This window comes from Streptococcus suis, from assembly GCF_029616525.1.
Taxonomy (GTDB): domain Bacteria; phylum Bacillota; class Bacilli; order Lactobacillales; family Streptococcaceae; genus Streptococcus; species Streptococcus suis_AF.
In genome coordinates, this window is record NZ_JANFME010000022.1 from 19,480 (window position 1) to 38,109 (window position 18,630).

Annotated in this window: 18 protein-coding genes, 1 tRNA gene and 1 pseudogene; 10 read left to right on the forward strand and 10 right to left on the reverse strand. The window is 34.7% G+C overall.

Annotated features, from left to right (window positions below; translation table 11 throughout):
• Window positions 1-2 precede the first annotated feature (2 nt).
• Both NOL38_RS08550 and NOL38_RS08555 read right to left on the reverse strand, forming a co-directional pair.
• A complete protein-coding gene (locus NOL38_RS08550; RefSeq protein ID WP_277941918.1) occupies window positions 3-881 on the reverse strand; it encodes a carbohydrate ABC transporter permease in 879 nt (292 codons plus the stop codon).
• Between the two features lie 61 nt (window positions 882-942).
• Window positions 943-2,250 (reverse strand): ABC transporter substrate-binding protein, encoded by a 1,308-nt coding sequence (locus tag NOL38_RS08555; RefSeq protein WP_277941919.1) that lies wholly within the window; start codon window positions 2,248-2,250, stop codon window positions 943-945.
• A gap of 178 nt (window positions 2,251-2,428) precedes the next feature.
• Between NOL38_RS08555 and manA the strand changes: the two genes are divergently transcribed.
• Window positions 2,429-3,382 carry a mannose-6-phosphate isomerase, class I gene (gene manA / locus NOL38_RS08560; RefSeq protein WP_277941920.1) on the forward strand — a complete coding sequence of 318 codons (954 nt, stop codon included), beginning with the start codon at window positions 2,429-2,431 and terminating at the stop codon, window positions 3,380-3,382.
• A 1,017-nt stretch (window positions 3,383-4,399) separates the two neighbouring features.
• Here the strand turns inward: manA and NOL38_RS08565 are convergent.
• Window positions 4,400-4,840: a hypothetical protein gene (locus tag NOL38_RS08565; RefSeq protein ID WP_277941921.1), complete on the reverse strand. Its 441-nt coding sequence runs from the start codon at window positions 4,838-4,840 to the stop codon at window positions 4,400-4,402.
• 648 nt (window positions 4,841-5,488) lie between these two features.
• On the opposite strand from NOL38_RS08565, the gene NOL38_RS08570 reads away from it, so the two are divergent.
• The 5 genes from NOL38_RS08570 (at window position 5,489) to NOL38_RS08590 (ending at window position 8,168) form a co-directional block, all read left to right on the forward strand.
• Window positions 5,489-6,454, forward strand: coding sequence for a site-specific integrase (locus NOL38_RS08570; protein ID WP_172081556.1), 966 nt, complete (start codon window positions 5,489-5,491; stop codon window positions 6,452-6,454).
• A 68-nt stretch (window positions 6,455-6,522) separates the two neighbouring features.
• On the forward strand, window positions 6,523-7,128 hold the full coding sequence (locus tag NOL38_RS08575; protein ID WP_172081554.1) for a hypothetical protein: 606 nt from the start codon (window positions 6,523-6,525) through the stop codon (window positions 7,126-7,128).
• A gap of 55 nt (window positions 7,129-7,183) precedes the next feature.
• Window positions 7,184-7,525 carry a DinB/UmuC family translesion DNA polymerase gene (locus NOL38_RS08580; protein ID WP_105096324.1) on the forward strand — a complete coding sequence of 114 codons (342 nt, stop codon included), beginning with the start codon at window positions 7,184-7,186 and terminating at the stop codon, window positions 7,523-7,525.
• A 45-nt stretch (window positions 7,526-7,570) separates the two neighbouring features.
• Complete coding sequence (locus NOL38_RS08585) at window positions 7,571-7,882, forward strand: hypothetical protein (RefSeq protein ID WP_330847380.1); 312 nt, start codon at window positions 7,571-7,573, stop codon at window positions 7,880-7,882.
• A complete protein-coding gene (locus NOL38_RS08590; protein WP_105096325.1) occupies window positions 7,869-8,168 on the forward strand; it encodes a DUF5960 family protein in 300 nt (99 codons plus the stop codon). The genes NOL38_RS08585 and NOL38_RS08590 overlap by 14 nt, the downstream gene beginning before the upstream one ends.
• 86 nt (window positions 8,169-8,254) lie before the next feature.
• On the opposite strand, the gene lacD is transcribed toward NOL38_RS08590, so the two are convergent.
• The 4 genes from lacD to pfkB form a co-directional block, all read right to left on the reverse strand.
• Window positions 8,255-9,214, reverse strand: a complete 960-nt coding sequence (gene lacD / locus NOL38_RS08595; protein WP_105096326.1) for a tagatose-bisphosphate aldolase — start codon at window positions 9,212-9,214, stop codon at window positions 8,255-8,257.
• A gap of 65 nt (window positions 9,215-9,279) precedes the next feature.
• A complete protein-coding gene (locus NOL38_RS08600) occupies window positions 9,280-9,723 on the reverse strand; it encodes a PTS sugar transporter subunit IIA (protein ID WP_105096327.1) in 444 nt (147 codons plus the stop codon).
• Window positions 9,724-9,734: 11 nt separating this feature from the next.
• The gene (locus NOL38_RS08605; protein WP_172010300.1) at window positions 9,735-11,123 is read right to left on the reverse strand and encodes a PTS fructose transporter subunit IIC; all 1,389 of its coding nucleotides are present in this window, start codon (window positions 11,121-11,123) and stop codon (window positions 9,735-9,737) included.
• Window positions 11,124-12,059: a 1-phosphofructokinase gene (pfkB, locus tag NOL38_RS08610; RefSeq protein ID WP_172010298.1), complete on the reverse strand. Its 936-nt coding sequence runs from the start codon at window positions 12,057-12,059 to the stop codon at window positions 11,124-11,126.
• A gap of 284 nt (window positions 12,060-12,343) precedes the next feature.
• Here pfkB and NOL38_RS08615 point away from each other — a divergent pair, with 284 nt between their 5' ends.
• The 4 genes from NOL38_RS08615 (at window position 12,344) to NOL38_RS08630 (ending at window position 16,497) form a co-directional block, all read left to right on the forward strand.
• On the forward strand, window positions 12,344-13,093 hold the full coding sequence (locus tag NOL38_RS08615) for a MurR/RpiR family transcriptional regulator (protein ID WP_172010296.1): 750 nt from the start codon (window positions 12,344-12,346) through the stop codon (window positions 13,091-13,093).
• A 485-nt stretch (window positions 13,094-13,578) separates the two neighbouring features.
• Window positions 13,579-14,952, forward strand: coding sequence for a hypothetical protein (locus NOL38_RS08620; RefSeq protein ID WP_172067136.1), 1,374 nt, complete (start codon window positions 13,579-13,581; stop codon window positions 14,950-14,952).
• A gap of 16 nt (window positions 14,953-14,968) precedes the next feature.
• Window positions 14,969-15,307: a DUF771 domain-containing protein gene (locus NOL38_RS08625; RefSeq protein ID WP_172067137.1), complete on the forward strand. Its 339-nt coding sequence runs from the start codon at window positions 14,969-14,971 to the stop codon at window positions 15,305-15,307.
• A gap of 50 nt (window positions 15,308-15,357) precedes the next feature.
• Entirely contained in the window at window positions 15,358-16,497 is a 1,140-nt protein-coding gene (locus tag NOL38_RS08630; protein ID WP_172067138.1) for a tyrosine-type recombinase/integrase, read from the forward strand.
• Window positions 16,498-16,558: 61 nt separating this feature from the next.
• Here NOL38_RS08630 and NOL38_RS08635 read toward each other — a convergent pair.
• From NOL38_RS08635 to NOL38_RS08645, 3 genes and pseudogenes are all read right to left on the reverse strand, one after another.
• Window positions 16,559-16,630, reverse strand: a tRNA-Arg gene (locus NOL38_RS08635).
• Window positions 16,631-16,789: 159 nt separating this feature from the next.
• Window positions 16,790-17,644: pseudogene (locus tag NOL38_RS10535) on the reverse strand (IS982 family transposase).
• A 257-nt stretch (window positions 17,645-17,901) separates the two neighbouring features.
• Window positions 17,902-18,630 (reverse strand): LPXTG cell wall anchor domain-containing protein (locus NOL38_RS08645; protein WP_277941923.1); only part of this gene is annotated, 729 nt, incomplete at its 5' end.

Genomic DNA, 18,630 nt, shown 5'->3' on the forward strand with positions numbered 1-18,630 from the left:
GTTTATTTCCTTTCCTGCGTAGCATAGCGTTGCACCAAGGTCACTACTACGACAATGACCAAGAGAATAATGGCCATAGCAGAAGCCAAACCAACCTTGTTATACTTAAAGGCTGTATCGATTGTTTGAATCACAAAGGTTGTAGTGCCGTTTGAACCACCTGTCATAATGTATGGAATGTCAAATACACTCAGTGAGCCACTAACACCAAGAATAATATTCAAAAAGATGATATTTCGGATACTTGGAAAAATAATATAGATAAACTGGTCCCAACGATTGGCACCGTCAATTTCTGCCGCTTCATAAATCTCTGGATTGATGGATTGAATGGCACCAAGGAAAACAAGGAAATTAAAACCTGTATAGCGCCAAACAGAGGTAAAGGCAAGAGAAATATTATTAATTTCTCGATTTCCCAACCAAAGTTGAATCTGATCCCCCAAGCCTAACATCTCAAGAACCGTATCCAAGGTTCCTCCGCCTTTGTAAAAATACAAAAAGATGAAACCAATCGCAACACCATTTAAAAGATAAGGGAAAAAGAGAATTCCCTTCCAAAAATTAGCGAATTTTACCTTGAAAGATAAGATTGTCGCAAACAAAAGTGCAATTCCCAACTGGAAGAAAGTTGCAATAAAGTAATAAAAACTAGTCTTAAAAACCGTAAAATAAGCAGGTTTTGTTAAAATGGTCTTGTAATTGTCCAAACCGACAAAATCCGGATTGGGTGAGTACCCATTCCAATCAGTCAAACTATATTGAAACATTTTCACCAAGGGATAATAGGAAAATGTCAACAATAATAGCACAGGAATAATTGTAAACGTGAAAATCAATAGACGCTTTTCAGCCGCTTGACTCATTTTCATCTTAAGCATAAGATCCTCCTCAAATAACTAGCGGGCCAGTTAGAGAATTCCAACCAGCCCACCACTATTCTTAGTTGCCAGCAACTGCTTTAATGGCATCTGCCCAACGAGTGTTGAAATCCTTCATAATATCTTGGTAAGTCTCAGAAGAGTTCCCTACTGCAGCATCAATGATGCGTTGTTTTTCAAGGTCAGTTGTACCAATACCCAATTCAGATTGGTTATTTATATCGCTGAAGAGTGATTCTTTTCCTTCTGGTGCTGGATTTTCTTCAAACAATTCTACACCAGCTTCTTTACTTGCCTGCAATGCTTCTGGATAATCAGCACCTTTTACAGTTGGAAGACCACCATTATCTTTGGCATAATCAGATTCGTTGACCATCCAGTCTACGAATTTACGAGCTGCTTCTTTGTGCTCTGAATGAACGCTAATACCATAGTTATAGTCTCCACCAACTGGCATATATTGTTTGCCATCAGATGCAGTCATTGGAAAGGCTTGGAAAGTAATGTTTGATGCATTATCTGGATTTGCTGATTGGATTTGTGGAACTGCCCAGCTACCCAAGACCATGACCGCAATCTTACCATTTGCTAAATCAACTTTTGATTGCTCCCAGTCAGTTGTTGTTGGATCTGCTTCAATCAAACCTTCTTTGGCTACATCATACAAAAGCTTGTAAATGGTTCCCATTGTATCTTCTTGGTCAAATGGCGAAGTATCAGACGTCATTTTGTTGGTAAAGTCTACATCCCCTGTAGCTCCGGCACGAGTAAAGTCCCAGTTTGATAGCGTCCAACCAGCTGCGTAGTTGGTATAAAGTGGAACTACATCATTGTTCTTTTCCTTGATGGTTTTCAAAGCTGCTAGAAAGCTCTCAGGAGTTTTAGGAAACTCTTTTATACCTGCGTCTTCAAATACCTTCATATTTACTACCATACCAGTCGCATTCATCTGACTTGGAATACCGTATGAAACTCCTTCAAATGAACGATCGTTCAAACCGAGATAGGTCTTTTCTAACTCAGCCTTGTCTCCCATCGGTTCAAAGAAGGTTGCGTAATCTTGCGGTTGAATATCACCTGGAATCATTAGAACATCGCCATACTCTTTGGAATTCATACGGGTCTTCATCTGACCAGCATAGTCCGTGATGGTTTGAACTTCTACAGTGATATCAGGATATTTCTCATTGAACTTAGCAATGTATTCATCCCATTTACCATTTCCCTCCCAGTCTGTCTTGTGGTTAATAAAGGTGATGGTTTCTTTTCCATCCTCACTTTGGCTACTTCCGCCTCCACTAGCACATCCTGCTAAAACAAGTGCAGCTGTAGCTGCGGTAATACCAAATTTAAACAATGCTTTTTTCATCGGTTTTTCCTCCCTTATTTTTTCTTTGCATTTGTTTACGCTTTCATTATAACATAAGATTTTTTAAAAGTATATACTTTTGTTTAAAAATATATACTTTCTTGATGATTTTTTTAACTTTTAGCCCAAAATCTGTTATACTTTATATAGATTAATACTTACTATTAAGGAGAAAAATATGGAACCCTTGTTTCTCACACCTGTTATGCACGAAAAAATTTGGGGGGGCAATCGCTTAAGGACCAACTACCACTACGACATTCCTAGTGATAAGACTGGTGAATGCTGGGCTATTTCTGCCCATCCAAATGGCGTAACTACTGTCTCAAACGGTCAATTTAAAGGAAGAGGACTGGATGACCTCTATAAGAATGAAAAACATTTATTTGGCAATCCCACAGATGATGTCTTTCCATTATTAACAAAAATCCTTGATGCAGACGATTGGCTTAGCGTCCAAGTCCATCCCGATGATAGCTATGGCTTGGCTCACGAAGGGGAACTAGGCAAGACAGAATGTTGGTACATTTTGGAAGCCGAAGACGGAGCTGAAATCATTTATGGTCACAATGCCCAATCCAAAGAAGAGCTCCGTCAGCAAATCGAAGCCGGAGATTGGGACAAGCTGTTGACCCATGTACCCGTCAAAAAGGGTGATTTCTTCTTTGTACCAAGCGGCACCATGCACGCCATCGGTAAGGGTATCATGATTTTAGAAACTCAACAATCTAGTGATACAACCTACCGTGTCTATGACTTTGACCGCCGTGACGATGCAGGCAACCTCCGTGAACTACACATTGAGAAATCGATTGATGTACTGACCATCGGACCTGTTGCTAACTCAACACCTGCCCACTTCAAAGCAGGCAATCTTGACTCGACACTTCTGGTTGCCAATCCCTTCTTTACCGTATATAAATGGAATATCCAGCAAGAAATCAAAATGGAACAGACAGTTCCTTACCTGCTTGTTAGTGTCATTGAAGGGGAAGGTGCCATCCAAGTCGGTGAAACCAGCTACCCACTTCAAAAAGGAAGCCACTTTATCTTACCAGCCAATGTGACAAACTGGACTTTTACAGGCCAAATGAACATCATCGCAAGCCACGCGAACAAAAATCAATTATAAACTCATCTCACACTAGAGTACTGTCAACTGACGCATAGAAAATTTCAATATTGATAAACGAATAGAAAATTACTAAAAATGCTATATATTATCACTGGCAATTATTCGACTATCTTCTCCGTAATTTTATAGATTATTTTCAAATTAGTTTATCAAAAATTCTTTTGCTATATAGAAGCCATTGAATTCCACAGTGTTTTCTATCAACACATAAAATTTCTAAAAGCTCCTTACTTTGATTGTGTAATAATCATGAAGACGCTTTTTTTATGCGAAAAAGGTACATAGCCTGTTGAATTCTTTTTCAATTAAATTCAAAGCTGCTTGAGGACTGTATAAAGTATTACAGCTCATTATTGTAGCAGATAATTTCTAAACAATGTCCTTGTGATTTGAGGATGTTGTTTTTTTGTCCTTAGGGCGAATGTGCCGTCTGCAAGACCCCTCGGAGAGCGTTTGTAGTTTTGATGGACCACAGGGCTGTCAAAACTACAAAAACGTTATTTTTTGGCAAAAAGTAACAAAATGCTATCTTGAATCGAAGCCAATTGTTTATCTTACAGCTCAAAAATATCGAACTTAGGCCAGCGGGGAATAGCAAAGCACCCCGCTGTTGCCCGTCATTCGGGCAATCGAGCATAAATTTTCAGTTTCATAATAATTAAAATGGAGTTCTACTTTGTCCATTTATTGGTCAAACATGGACTGTATAAATTTAGACCCTTTTTCGATTATTAATAGACTTCATACATATCCGATTTTTATTCAAAGATGGATTACTTTAACCATCCATCTTAGTATCTATAAAATAATGGATAACTAAGTATTTCATAAAATCGCTATTCATGCTCCTCTTCATAACCCAAGTATTTACTAAAAGATGGAAAACTTAAGTCTTCCATCTTAGCATCAGTTAAAACAATGGATAACTAGGTACTCCATAAAATCTCAATACTATGGTCTATTTAATTTTCCATTTGTTTTGGATTCGTGGTACGTTCTATGATCCACTTTTTATTAAAAAATGTAGCCATCTTGCCAAATAATCTTTTTATCTTGATATTTTTTGACAAAACCTGCAAGACTAATCGCTTGCATTTCTGCCATCGCTTCTGTCCAATTTCCGATAATATAATGCTCAAGTACCACCTTCATAACCGTAGAAAAATTTTGAAAATCATTTCCCCAATCCTCAAAATTAAATTTCACATGAATTGATTCGTGCAATCCGTCTTCTAAATCAATTGTAACAAAACAATCCGATTCTTCCGTTTCGTAATAGATTTTAAAATGAATATCACAATCATCATTTTCAAGCAACAAATCATAATAATCATCATCAAATGTTCCCGGGATAATCGTAAAATCTTTTTCATGACCGAAATCAATTGCTTTAAGATCTGTTTCTAAAATTGTTTGCTTTATAAATTTGATAATAGCTTTATCCGTTTCTAACATATTCTATTCTCCTTTTCTAAATTTAATTTTTATACGAACGTCACAAAATTGTATTGTATATATCACATGATATACCTCCTTTAGCTTCTAAAATCAGTATGCCACTTTTTCCAAAACAAAAAAATCGTGTTGCGAATCCATGTAAGCGAAAATGTTTTTCGTTTTTTTATTTTTTGAAAAAGCGACATAATAATATTGAAAAAATTGAATTACTAGAGAATGGAGGTGATAGGTTATCAATTGTTTGAATTCGCACTGGGCTCGGTGAAAATTGTTAATTCGAATGATTGTGACTTCTCTTTTTTAAAGGTGTCATTGACTTGAGAAAAGAGGTCGAAAACGAAGAAAGTAAATGGTTATTCTGCGGCATGAAATGACGTACAGAATAACCATTTATCAAGAAATATAGTACAGAAAAAGATGTTTAGCAAAAGTTAATAGTAGTTATTAGTTTTAAGAAATAACCTGATCAATGACATTTGAAAATACAAAGAAAAAGGGACGGTGAACACTGAAACTGATTCTAAAACGATAGTCTTAATAGACAGCCTCACGTGTATTTTCAGAGCATACCCAGCTCATTCTATAAAAAAGGGTGGGAGGCAGTTTACCAATAAAAAGCATTTTAGGAAAGAAAGGAGAAAGAAAATGCCAAGAAAAAGGAATTCTTTAAAGCACGATGTTTTTGTAGCAGCAACTAAAGATGTTACAAATAATACCTCACGTACTTCTTACAAAAGATCCGCAACACGATTCTCAAAGTGGGCAAAAGAAAATAACATCAAAAAAATCTCGGATATCACTGAGGAAGTCCTGCAAAAATATCACGACGATTTAAAAAATGATCCAAAACAGTACACTCCCGCTACTCTTCACACATACTTAGCACCTATTGCGAAAGCAGCAGGAATTAATTTAAACCGAATTCGAAAACAAAAAAGGACAAGCGATAACATAATCCGCGGCCGAAAACTAGAGTCAAATCAGCAAGGGAAGACTCAAGAATTGAACTCTCTCTTCTCTCGCCTCATGAAATTTCAAAAAGTTGTTGGAATTCGTCGCAATGAACTCAAAAACCTGACCGGTCAAGACCTGAAAATAGACAAGTATGGTAACTGCTATATTTTCGTTAAACGCGGCAAGGGTGGAAAGAAACAAATGCAATATATTTTACCCAAAGACGTTGAACTCGTGAAACAAACATTTTCTGGTATTGATGTTAACGAGCCTGTTTTCACAGAAGAAGAGATGAACAATCAGATTAATTTACATGCATTACGCGCACAACATGCACGAGATAGCTACTTTTATTATCTAAATAGAATTCGACAGAATCCTAATATTAAGCAAGCATTAAAGAACTTGCTGATTACACGTTGGGAAGAAGGGCATCAGAAATTAAAAAACGAATCAAATAAACAATACGAAAGACAGCGTAGAAATTTTATTTATGATCTACGCGATGAATTATATATTCTACGCGGCACAAACAAATCCAAAGCATTAGCATCAGGAATGCCAATTGCATATAATCGACTTGCTCTCATGGCAGTATCCGTTTTAAACTTGTCTCATTGGCGTCTTTCTGTTACAGTTACTAATTATATTTTGTAACGAATTTTTTGATTTTAAGTTTCAGGCATAATGATTGTGTAGAAAATTGATCAAATGGAGGACAAAATATGAGGAATCAAAATAATCTACGAAACAAAAAACAGAATGTACTTTTCGCTAGAGGAAAAATTATTGAAGTAAGCAATGATGTTAATAATCCATCATTTCTACTGTTTATTAGAAACGGAGGTGGAAGGAGACATACATTTTTAAAATTTAGATATGATGCAGATAAATTAAAGCCAAGGGAAGGTACGAACGTATATATTGAAGGACATCTTTATAATAACTTAGGATCTACAAGCTTCAAAAGCCAGCATTATTTTGCTGATTTTCTAAAGAAGGAACAAACGGAGATAACTAACCATTTTAATCTTTCAGAGTCAAACGGATTTGCATTCCCAAAACATTTTGCCAAATTTTTTGTTTATGGAACTGTTATACATATGAATGTTAATCACAATTCCATCTGGATTGAACTTTCAATTAAAGATGAAAATAATAATGAAGTCAAAATTCAGTACAGCAAAAAAATGCGAGTCAATGACACTAAATTAAATACCGGAGACAAAGTATATGTATATGCGTTACCGATTTCTACAGAAAAATTGGTTAATGAGGAAATAGTGAACTTTGAAACTTTAGTTTCGGAAGATATTGTAATCGAACAATAAAAATATTGAAAAAGTGGAGACTTCTTAAATTTGAGGTTTCCACTTTCATTTATTAATTATCAATACAGTACAATTTTCAGAAATCCATAGCAAAGGATGTAATGATATTGAAGTGATTGAAGGGATATTACACGGAGTCGTTGAAACAGCATCTTCAATACTTCGCCAGAGAAAACTTAAAACAACTGAAATATCGATACGACTAGTACATGCTAAATCTGAAAATCGATTACCACTGGAATTTACATTTAGCATTAAGACAACAAGCTCATCTATGATGATCTATACCGAGGTAATCAATCGCTTTAAAGAACATTACACAGGTGGGGGAATTCAAGGGTTTAAGATTCAATTTAATAAAATATTGTTGTGTCTGCTTAGAAAGGATTTGATATGATTGACCGTTCATACTTACCATTTCAGTCAGCAAGAGAGTACCAGGATGCAAAAATGGATAGGCTTTTTCCTATCTGAGCATACATCAGCACTCACTGACGATGCAAATAAAGTAACGTATATGTCTGATTTATCACTAGAGAAGAAATTATTACTCCTAAGTAAGGTGTATGCAGGACAGCTGACAGCGCGCATTGATGTAATTGATAAAAACAAACGTGTTTCCTACACCGGAACAATACCAAGTCTGAATAAGAATTATATTTTGATAAAAACTCAAACCGGTCACATCAATCTAAAATTGAAAGATATTATGAGTATTGAGCTTGTTGAGGAGGTGCTCTATGAATCAGCTTGAGTTTCAGCGTAATTACCTGCAAATGGACTATTACAGCGAGAGCTACCAAGATTTTGAACGTGACTTCTACCGCTACTCCAACATGAATATTCCATTGACCTTCTTGACCGATGATATCCTCAAAACAATGGTGACTTCTCGTAAGAATTACTTTGTCCTAAATAAGGAAAAGGCTAGAAATAATCGCAATCACTTCTTCATTTTTGAGGTAAGTACCATAGATGAAAATCCGCTAATCTACCGTTATTCTTACAAGAAAACAACAACATACTTGGCACAAAAATAGGAGCTCATAAATATGCTCCTATTTTCTTATAACATGAATTATGGTTATGTTAAAGTACTTAGAAACTGCCCCTAGAATAGTTCTATCTATCCTTCCTCACAAGAACTAGCAGTAAGAGATAATACTCTATCTAAGCTCTCAATATTTTCACGACCAACAGTACGTAACCATTCACGCGCAGCTTCTTCGCCTTGTTCGATGTAAACTGGCACAACACCTGCCCATGTCGCACGACCACAGAGAACACCGTTAAATTTAGCACCTGCTTCATGTGCAAACACTAGTGTATCTTGGAATAGCTTAGCAGAAACACCTGCACTTAGATAAATATAAGGTAAGTCAGTTGATGCTTCTTGCTGACGGAAATATTCAGCTGCTTCTTCTTTTGTATAGACGACTTCCCCTGTTCCAAAGCCTTCTACAAAATTCATGTTCACAGGTACTTCTACCTTGAGAACATCCACTCCAAAGCGTTCATCCGAAAATACTTTCATAGCCTCATTTACTTTTCGAGGTTTGACTTTTGCAAATTCCACACTGGCATTGTCTTCAATCGTTTCATCGTAGCTCAAAATTTCCAAAAAGAATGGTAAACCTTCAGCTTGACATTCTGAACCCAAGCGTTCAATATAGGCATGTTTTTGAAGATTGACGTATGGGTCTCCATCAACATCATAATAGAGTAAGAACTTGATAGCATCTGCCCCTTCTTCTTTTAGTCGTTTTACAGACCACTCCACTAGGCAATCTGGTAAGCGACTAGTAGAGCTGGTATCATAGCCAGTTTTTTCATAAGCTAGGAGCAAACCGCACTGTTCGTCACGGGCACGTGATGCTGGCAAACCAAATTCAGGATCTAACAGAATTGAGGAAGAAAACTGTGTTAATTCTTCAGATACTAGAGTTTTCAACTTTTCCATTTGCTCTACAGTTGGAGTTTCTGTCTGATGTTTTGCCATCATTTTTTTCAAGGCGCCACGTTGGTCAAAAGCAAGAGCTGATATAATGCCATTCTTTGTCATTAACTTAGATAGATTTTTTACCATTTTTATTCCTTTCTAAATAAAGAAATCTCCTGACATCTACTCTATACGTCAGGAGATAAAGTTGATTACACTAAGTGTTTCTTCAATAGCTCAACAATTTCCTCTACACTATTTGCATTTGTAAAAGATGTTTTGAACTCTGTCTTCATGAGTAAACGAGCAATCTTTGATAAAAATTTTAAGTGAGTGGTACCTGATTCCGTTTCCGGAATAAATAGTGCAATAACTGAAGTGATAGGTTGACCATCCATTGACTGCCATTCAACACCATTAGCTAATTTCAATACAGCTACGCCAGGTTTTGTGATTGCAGAAGATTTAGCATGTGGAATGGCAAAACCATCCATCATTCCGGTAGTACCTTCATCTTCCCTTGCAAGAAGTGCTTCTTTAACTAAGACAATGTCTGTTGCATATCCATGTTCAAAAACCAATTGTGATAAACAATCGAACACACTCTCCTTTGATGAAGCAGACACATCAACTAGTACTAATTTCTTATCTATCATTAATGTACCTCTTATCCCTTTTCAATTTTAGTTTTTTGAATATACCCTAGAAGTAATCCTGAAATAATAGCTCCAATTGCAATTGCTAACACCCAAAGTCCAGCATTTGTTACTACAGGTAAGACTAAGAATCCACCATGTGGAGCAGGTACTTTTACACCCCAAAGATAAGTTAACACTGCACCAATTGATGACCCAAGCATCAACGTCGGTAGATTACGGAGTGGATCTTTTGCAGCGAATGGGATAGCCCCCTCAGTGATATGTGTAGAACCTAAAATTAAATTTGCAAGACCTGCATTGCAATCTTCATCAGAGTAATATTTTCGGAATACTGTTGTTGCAACAAATGTTGTCAATGGTGGGACAATACATGCTGCAGAAACACCTGCCATAAAGCTAGTATTTCCTTGTGCTAAAAGAGCTGTACCTGTTACATACGCCGCTTTATTTACTGGACCACCCATATCAAAAGCAGACATGCAACCGATAATAATTCCAAGAATTATAGGATTGGCATTTTCAAATCCTGCTAGCCAAGCCATCATAGATTCGTTTACCCATGTCATTGGAGAGTTCACTGCCACCATAAATAATCCAGTAACAAATACACCAAAAAGTGGATATAGGAAAATAGCTTTCAAACCATCTAATGATTTTGGTAATCCCTTAAATAGTTTCATTAGTGCTAAAACAATATAACCAGCAGCGAAACCACCAACAATACCACCTAAGAATCCTGAACCTCCATTTGCAGCCATTAAACCAGCGACAAGACCTGATACAAATCCAGGACGCTTAGCAATAGATTCGGCAATATAGGCAGCTAAAACAGGAACCATCATGCCCATTGCTACACCACCAATGTCATTTTTCAACATAGCAGCAAAAGGATTATATTGTTCACTATTTGGGTCAAATGAAAAAATACCAAATAGGAATGAAATGGCAATCAAAACTCCTCCTGCAACTACAAATGGAAGCATGTGAGATACACCATTCATTAGATGTTTATAGATTTGACGTCCAAAACTCTCATTTCCTACTGATGGAGTTTCTTGCTTAATTGCTTCACCTGCTTTCACAACACCTTTACCAGATAGAGCATCATCAATCAATTTAGAAGCATTTTTAATACCTTCCCCAACTGAAGTCTCAATGACACGTTTCCCTGCAAAGCGTTCTGCGTTTACATCCTTGTCAGCTGCAATAATAACCGCATCTGCTGCTGCAATTTCTTCAGCTGTCAACTCGTTCTCAATACCAATTTGACCATGAGTTTCTACCTTGATAGAAACGTTACGCTCTTTAGCCGCTTGCTCAAGTGCTTCTTGAGCCATGAATGTATGTGCAATACCAGTTGGACAACCAGTAGCTGCAATCAATTTATAAGTAGCCATCTACTTTACCTCCATTTTTTTTAGTAATATTTGTTTACTTAATTCATCGACATCTGAAAAATCCGTTAGTCCACTTCTAAATGCTGTCGAAGAGCCTGCAGCAACTGCTTTGATTAAGGATTCCTCAGTTGATAGACCCAATATTTTTGAACCTAAAAAAGTACCAAGAGTAGTATCTCCCGCACAAGCAGTATTTACCACTTCTCCTTTCGGTGCGTTGCAAGTAAATACTTCACCACTGTCCGTTAACATAACTGCCCCCTTACCACCTAAAGAAATCAGTATATTTCTTGCACCTAAGTTTTGAAGCGATTTCCCATATACTAAAATCTCATCTTCTGATATATTGTGCACTCCAAACCATTGTGCAATCTCTTCATCATTTGGTTTAATCAGATATGGCTTATACTTTAGGCAAGTGAGAATAACTGGATCACTAATATCTAAAATTAAAGATACGTTTTTTTCATTTGTTATCTCAGCTATCTTAACTAAATAACTGGAATCAATTCCTCTAGGAAAACTTCCTGAAATTACTAAATAATCATTTGAACCTAGCAATCGAATTTTTTCTAATAGAGCATCTTGAGCAGAAGGGGAAATTTCTGGACCTTTATTTACCAATTTATATTCCTCTGATGTTTCTAGAACCTGTGCAAACACATTAATTCTAGTTATTCCATCTACGTCAATAAACTCTTCGGTAATCCCTTTAGCAAGTAACTCATCCTTGATGTACTGTCCCGTAAAACCTGCACTGAACCCTAAAGCTGTATTTGGAATATCTAGCATCTTTAGTATAAACGAGACATTAACACCTTTTCCGTTTGGTTGCAGTTCATCGTATAAAGTTCGATTAACGATGTTATTTTTTAGCTGGTTTGTTTTGATAAACATATCGATGGCCGGATTCATTGTTAAAGTATAGATACCCACACCTTATTCTCCTTTCATACTTTTTTTGTTATAATAATAATAACATTTTTAAAATGTAAGTGTTTTCTAATATTCTAATGATTTTGTAACAATTTACTCTACAGACCTTTCGAAAATTCAATTAAGGCAAACTAAAAATCATAGATATTAATGAAAATAAATTATCAGTTTAAAGAAAGCAACTTTATCTAATTTTGTTTGTTGCAGTTCCTTCAATGATGATTACAAGTTAAAATGCTCTTCCCTTTTTGAGATTAAAAATTCATAAAGCATAAGGAATAAAAATGGCGATCAATAAACATTTGACTGAAACCGAAAAACACACTTGGACACATCTTAATAACAAATTTAAAGAGATTTCTACCCTTAGCATTTCGGAAGCTAGTGAATTATTAAATGTTTCAACTGCTACTATTACCAGAACACTACAAAAAAAAGGTTATACTGGATTTTCTGATTTTAAGCACGATGTAAAAGACAGAAAACAGGATAGCTTATCCATCCTCAAAGATAATAAAATTACAGACGAAATCAAAGTTTCCATACTAAAGAGTTATCAAGAAGTTACAAAAACTCTTAATGAACTTGACCTAGAAACATTAGAAATAGCAATCTCAAAACTAAAAAGTGCAAAGAAAATTACTATTTTTGCTAGAGGATTTTCTGAATTACTTGCTACTGAGATGCAAACAAAATTTCTCTTACTGGGGTATTATGCAGAACTTCATACAGACCCTAACATTATCCGTACTGTTAGTGCCAGATTGGATGCAGATGATTGTGTGGTATTTGTATCCCTAAACGCAGAAACAATTGAATTACAAGATGCTGCAAAAATTTGTCAACAAAACGATACCACTACTATACTCCTAAGTGCTAACCCCTCAGGTAGCCTATCAAATTATTCTCAAATAAAGCTTTTTGGATTTAAAACAGAGTTAACATATTTCCCAGATGTAGAAGTACATTCACGCCTACCACTTTACATTATTGGGCGTTTATTATTAGATACTTTAGCTGCAAATCAAAAATAGACCTATACTATTACAATACAAAACATTAAAACTCCCAATATTGGAATCAGTATATTAAAAAATGACCTGACTAACAATCAGGTCATTTTCATATAAATTTTTATAGGCTTATACGAGCAGAGCAACACACTCAATATGAGGTGTAGTTGGTAAACAATTCCAAATATTTAAAGCTAGAATATTTTCAAATGGATATTTTTTTGAAAGCGACAATAGCATTTCAAACAATTTATAGTAAATAATATTATAACCATCGTAATCATTTAACTAATTTGTAATTATTATAGAAACTAAGATTTTAGATATCTAAAAAATATTATATATACTGCAAACACTTGAAAACAGCGGAAACAATTATATTATTGTCTTCATTTACTGAGGAAGAATTTTATTTATTTTTCAGTAATCTGCAAAAAATTCCTCAAATTCACCCTTGTTGAGTTCCTATTGTGGCATAATGACTTTTGAGAAAAAAAGGTAGAAATATGTCAACAAAAAATAAAACTAATAATTTTGTAACGCTTCAAGAAATCGAGAAAAGTTTTTCCGCTTTTCCAGGATTCGTTGGAATAGATGCAATTTCACTACAATTTACATCCGATATCTATATTTTGAATAATTTCAACAGTAACATATTAAAATTGAATTGGCGTAATACAACTTTGTATATCAACTATCATCAATCTGGAAATATAAAGAGACTAACTTTAAAATCAAATGAATTTGGAAAAATTACAATCGATAAGCAGGATTCAAATTCAAGTCAAGGTTTAGTTACAATCGATTTGATTACTGAACATATAAATATCCGTACATCATCTATTCTCGAAATTCAAAATAGAATTCTAGAATTAATTTTTGAAATTTCAAAAAATATTGAAATAAATATAGAAACCCCATCAGGAAAAAACATCGTTATCAAGGAAATCGAAATTGCTTTTACATTCGCAAATTTGAATCGTATACATTTACAAACAAGATTGCTTTTATTTCGTTGCTTCATTAATGATCCACAACCAAATTTAAAACGTTACGATATAAAATGTGATAGCGAGGATTATCATATTATCGAATCTTGCGTTGGAAAATTTCAAAAATATGTGTTATATGATAAAACCGCAAAATTAATTAACGATGGCTATTTAAAAGATTTAAAAAATTACACTTTCAGAATATATAGGTTAGAAATAACATTAAAGAAAAGTAAAGTTACCAACGCACTTAACACAAATATTCTAGCTGACCTGCATGACGAAAATATTATTAACTTTTTAAAACAGGAAGGGCAAAAAGCTTTCAACAATTATATCAATTTAATTAATGAATCTATTAAACAAACAGATGAGGAATTAGAATTTTTTTATCACAAAAATCAATCATATGATTATATAGATAAATACTTAATTAATCTGATAAATAATGTCACAAAGCATATAACAGTTAATACATTAGATGAAGAAATATTCATCTATTTGAAATTATCATTCTTAGATAATCTCAAAAATAAAGCACGAACAATTAGATCGTTTCTAAAAAAAAGTATGGAGCAAAATGATATCAAAGAATATTATTTATCCGAAATGATCTCATGGCAAACGTTGCTTTTGTTAAACTATTTTTGGAAATTTCTATGTTATATTAGTAATTCAAAAAAATCATTATCAGTACCTATCCAAAAAACAAATGGGTTAGTATATATTCTACAAATCAAAAGGTATAGCAATAATACTCGTTTGAAAGTATTTGAAGATATCATTCGCAATAAAACGAAAAGTACGACATTCGAAAATGTGATAAAACAGCGATGGCGTAATCTTGACCTTACAAAAGTTATTAAAAAAATAAGAATTATTTTATAAAAAAGAGGACAACTAAATGAATACATTAACAATAAATATTGACGGATTAACAATTTCATTACCTGAATCTCACATAATCGTAGAAAAATCTGAGTTTGAAAAACTACAGAAAGCATCGGAAATAGGACATTACCTATCAATGAATCAGGTATTAGAGATGATTTCTGTTTCACGACCGTGGCTCATTGAAAATGTACTGTATAAAACTAACATACGAGATCAAATAGATATTGATAAAAATCCAGACGGATTTGTAAAATATCCCGCTTCTCAAGGGGGAAGATATTACTTCCTTGCTTCAAAAACAAAAGAATACTTCGAGACGCATTTTAGAGACATAATGAATAAAAAATGATAGGATGATAGAGATAATATCTTGATTATCCTTTATAGAAAGAGGTAATCATGTCTATCTCCTACCAACAGAGAGGTAAAAAGAAACTTTGGAATTATCGAATTTTCGATAAAAATAAAAAATTAGTCACATCAAAAGGAGGTTTTAGAACCAAAACTGAAGCAAAACAAGAGGCAATTCAATTAGAAATAGAACTACTCAAAGGCTTCAAGATTGATAATCAAGCATCGTTATCAAACCTATGGGAACAATGGTTTGAATTATATATCATACCACAAAACTTTAAAGAATCAACTTTAAATAAACATAAAAATTTTGGCAATCATATAAAAAAATTTTTTGGCGACACACCATTAAGAGACATTAAAGCAAGTGTTTACCAAAAGTTCATAAATCAGTTTGCAGAAAAAAATGTTAAAGAAACTGTTCGACGATTAAATAATGAAGTCAAACAAATACTATCTTTCGCGAAAAAAGAACGAATTTTCTTTCACGATTTTACGAAAGATGTCAAAATAACTGGGCGTCCATCCAAAAAACATCGTAGTGAGAAATATATTCATAGCAAATCAGACTATTTCAAGTTGCTAAATTATTTGGAAAATACATCAAACTATGAGAAAAGTGTAATTCCGTATCTACTTTTTGTTCAACTTAAAACTGGTATGCGTTTTGCAGAAGTTTTAGGATTAACATGGGATTGTATACTATGGGATGAAAAAAGTATCTATACATATCGTCGATATGATTCAACGAATAAAAAATGGACTGATGCCAAAACTACTGATTCAATTAGAACAATTCCGATTGATAACGAACTAATCGAAATATTACTTAGAATAAAAAAGGAACAAAGTATGTATTATCTTCAAAATCCTGATAATATGCTATTTGTAAATTTTTATTCTGGTATTCCGACTAATAATGCATGTAATAAACATCTACAGTCTATCTTAAAAAAATTGGATATTACACCTTTAAATCTAACATGTACAGGAAACCGCCACACATATGCTTCTATTCTGATATCTGAAGGCATTGATTTATGGGTTCTTGCTAAAATTATGGGTCATAAGGACATCACTCAAATCATAGAAACTTACGGTCATTTGATTAATGAAAAAGAGAAAAAAGAAAATGATCGAATTCGTCTATTGCTAATGAACGATAAATCAATAGATCATGGTTGAACAAAAGTTGAACAAATTAAAAAGAAACGCTGTTAAACCAACGTTTCTAAGCTATATAATATCTCCCCTGCAGGAATCGAACCTGCAACTAATTCTTAGGAGGAATTTGTTATATCCATTTAACTAAGGGAAGTCTGCTTCTCTATTGTACCCCAGAAGAGAGCAGATTGCAAGAGTAGATTATACTAGCAATACTACCACGATAAAAATTTAATGATAGCTCACTACTTGCTACTTCTATAATAATCTTCCTCTACCTTCTTTATAATTATTAACCCGTTGTGCTAGTTAATCAAGCGTAAGCAAGGGAATATTTTAAGCTGATACCAAATTCAGTATGACTGCTTTTAAGCAAAAGAAAATAGATAAATAATATTGCTTCTGTCTTAAATTTGAGCGCCTGAACGTTTCGGCAGCGTAAAGCCTCCATTCAAAACTGCTCTAAACTAGAAAATACGGTCTCCACCGGTTTCCTCAATCGACTTATTTTGTAATTTTCTAGCCATGAATAACCCATCATGTTTTTTCTGAGTTGAGAAATTAACTGGATACCACAATCTGCTAACTCTGACTTTGTCTGTTTATCAACATATCCTTTATCTCCATAAATGATTGGAAATGGGCTATTTTCAAGTAGCTCCAAAGCAACATCGCCATCATAAATAGATGTGGGTGTGACAACATAATCAATAGGAAACCCACTATCGCTGACAAGAGCTGAAAATTTCAAGCCACAATAATGGATTTTCTTAGTCGCATTATAGCCAATATCGGCCACACCTGATAACAATGTAGCTCTCATGTTGCGAATGGGGGTGACATAGGGTATAAGGAAAGCTGTCAATCAAACCGAACGAGCAGGGTTTGACAAAGATCTAAGAACATAAAGTAGCGCATACGCTGAATACTTTGAGCAAGATTTTGACAGATACGGCACGTTCTGGGAAGTTGTCAGGAAGAGATTGTGACGAATCGCACGGTAAATAGCACTTGCCGTCCGGCAGCCTTCTTGAATTGCCCAAAGATAACTAGCGATAACAACGACATCAGACTGTTTTTGTAGATGGATGTTTCGCCGATTTCGAACCTCATGGGGAACAAATCGCTCATATAAAGTGAGAACTTGGGTCAAGATTTTTGAAAAAATAACTTGTGTTTGATTCGAATTTGCGAGATTTGCGAGATATTAATGTTGACTTTGCATATCATTCCCTCATTTCGTGGTTGTTTTGACTTTATGATACCCAAAGTTTTTTTATTTGGCTAGAATTAACTAGCACAACGGGTATATTTCATTTATTTTACCAATGAATCTTTTCACTACATATTTCAACTAAAAAATAGCGAAGCTTCCTCAAAAAGGGAACTTCGCTATTTGGGATTTATTTTCCGAAATAAACTAGATTATTTCACACCATCTTGTTCTTCCTCTTCTTTTTTACGGCGTTTATACAAACCACCAAGAAGAAAACCTGCCCCAAGGATTCCTGCCCAAGCTGATGATTGTTCACCAGTATTTGGCAACGCACCTTGTCTACGCGGAGTTTGAGAGTGACGAGACGGGGTTGATTCTGACTCAGAAATTGATTCAGATACAGACTCGCTGACTGATTCTGATACAGACTCAGAGATTGACTCAGAAACTGATTCGCTGATTGATTCAGATACAGATTCTGAAATCGATTCGCTTACTGACTCTGAGATTGACTCAGATGTAGATTCAGACACTGACTCGCTGACTGATTCTGATACAGACTCAGAGATTGACTCAGAAACTGATTCGCTGATTGACTCTGATACAGATTCTGAAATTGATTCACTTACTGACTCAGAGATAGATTCAGATACGGATTCTGAAATTGATTCACTTACTGACTCTGAGATAGATTCAGAGACGGATTCTGAAATTGATTCGCTTACTGACTCAGAAATTGACTCTGATGTAGACTCAGAAATTGATTCGCTTACTGACTCGGAGATAGACTCAGAGACGGATTCGCTGATTGATTCTGATACAGACTCAGAAATTGATTCAGATACAGATTCTGAAATTGATTCGCTTACTGACTCAGAGATGGACTCTGATGTAGATTCAGAGATAGATTCTGATACAGATTCTGAAATTGATTCACT